Source organism: Sphingosinicella sp., from assembly GCF_052387495.1.
In the GTDB taxonomy this organism is placed as follows: Bacteria; Pseudomonadota; Alphaproteobacteria; order Sphingomonadales; family Sphingomonadaceae; genus Allosphingosinicella.
On sequence record NZ_JBQTJC010000218.1, the window covers coordinates 1 to 1,628 of the forward strand.

At 67.6% G+C, this 1,628-nt stretch carries 3 protein-coding genes; all 3 read right to left on the reverse strand.

Features of this window, described 5'->3' with window-relative positions; genetic code table 11:
• Window positions 1–82 precede the first annotated feature (82 nt).
• A complete protein-coding gene (nusB, locus tag ACT4N8_RS12080) occupies window positions 83–538 on the reverse strand; it encodes a transcription antitermination factor NusB (RefSeq protein ID WP_444858376.1) in 456 nt (151 codons plus the stop codon).
• Window positions 539–552: 14 nt separating this feature from the next.
• Window positions 553–1,437, reverse strand: a complete 885-nt coding sequence (locus ACT4N8_RS12085; protein WP_444858377.1) for an alpha/beta fold hydrolase — start codon at window positions 1,435–1,437, stop codon at window positions 553–555.
• Window positions 1,434–1,628 (reverse strand): pirin-like C-terminal cupin domain-containing protein (locus ACT4N8_RS12090; protein WP_444858378.1); only part of this gene is annotated, 195 nt, incomplete at its 5' end. The genes ACT4N8_RS12090 and ACT4N8_RS12085, both read right to left, overlap by 4 nt.

Sequence of the window (1,628 nt, forward strand, 5' to 3'; positions counted from 1 at the left end):
GAGGGGGCCTTATGGTCAGGAAGAGCCCCTCCACCGCACTTCGAGCGGTCCCCCTCCCCTGCAAATGCAGGGGAGGATCGGGTCATGCCCGCACCTCCCTGGCGATGGCCTCGAGGAGGCCGTTGACGAAGCCGCTTTCGCGCGGGTCGTAGAAGGCTTTGGCGACGTCGACATATTCGGAGATGACGCTGCCGACCGGCACGTCGGCGCGGGCCGCGAGCTCGTAGGCGCCGGCGCGCAGGATCGCCTTCATCGGCTTGTCGAGCCGGGCGAGCGTCCAGCCCTCGGCCAGCCGGCCGGCGATCAGGACGTCGAGCTCGTCGCGGCGGGCGTCGACGCCGGCCACCACGTCGTCGAAGAAATCGACCTCGGCCTCCGCATATTCGATATCGTCGATGGTCGCGCCGAGGCGGTGATGGTGGAATTCGTGGAGCAGGGTCGCGAGCGGCGTTCCCTCCATCTCCTGCTGATAGAGCGCCTGCACCGCGGCGAGGCGGGCGGCGGAGCGGGAGCGGGAACGCTTGGGAGTGGTGGCCATAGGCGCGGCCATAGCTAGGTCGTCTCGGCGATGAAATCCCGGATCGCGGCGATCACGAAGTCGGGATATTCCCACGGAATGAAATGGCCGGCCTCTGCGGTCGCTGCGGTGCGCAGGTCCGGGACATGCTCGTGGAGGGTGGCGAGCTGGACCGGGAGCAGGGCGGTGTCCCTGAGGCCCCAGACGACCAGCGTCGGCATCGTCACCTTGGGGAAGGGCAGGTTGACCCAGGCGGGAAGCGCGGCGTCCTCGCCGACCGCGGGCACGACCATTTCGCTCGCCCGGTACCAGTTCAGCATCGCGGTGAGCGCGCCGGGCGCGGACCATTGATCGAGATAGGTTTGCCGCTCCTCGGGCGGGATCAGCGAGAGATCGGCGTGGCCGCCGAAGGTCTTCTCGTAGAAACTCTCTAAGCCCATCGCCGCGATGCCCTGCTCCATCGCGGGATTGCGGAAGGCGCGGATATATTGGGAGGCGGCGCGCTGGGCCTCGTCCTCGATCAGCGATTCTTGGAAGACGAGCGGGTGCGGCGAATTGACGATGACCAGCCGCTTGACGCGATCGTGATGCCGAAGCGCGGCCAGCCAGGCGACAGCGCCGCCCCAATCATGGCCGATCAAAGTGAATTGCTTCAGGCCTAAAGCATCGGCGAGCGCGACCAGGTCCTCGAGGATCCGCTCGGTCCGGTAGGCCTCGACGCCCTCCGGCTTGTCCGAGCCGGCGAAGCCGCGCTGATCGGGGGCGACGACGCGGAAATCCCGCGCGAGATCGGGGACCATTGCGCGCCAGGTGCGATGCGATTCGGGAAAGCCGTGGAGGAGGATGATCGCCTCACCCTCCCGCGGGCCTTCGTCGACGACGTTCAGCGTGACGCCGGTGGCGAGCGCGATGCGGGTCACGGATAGCTCACCGTCTTAGGGACTTCGGGCAGCGGGATATACTCTTCATGGTCGTCCGGCGGCAAAGAGAAGCGGCCGGCTTTCCAGTCCTCGTTGGCCTGGTTGATCCGGTCGCGGCGCGAGGAGACGAAGTTCCAGTAGACGTGGCGCGGCCCGTCGAGCGGCGCGCCGCCGCAGAGCATGATGTGGCC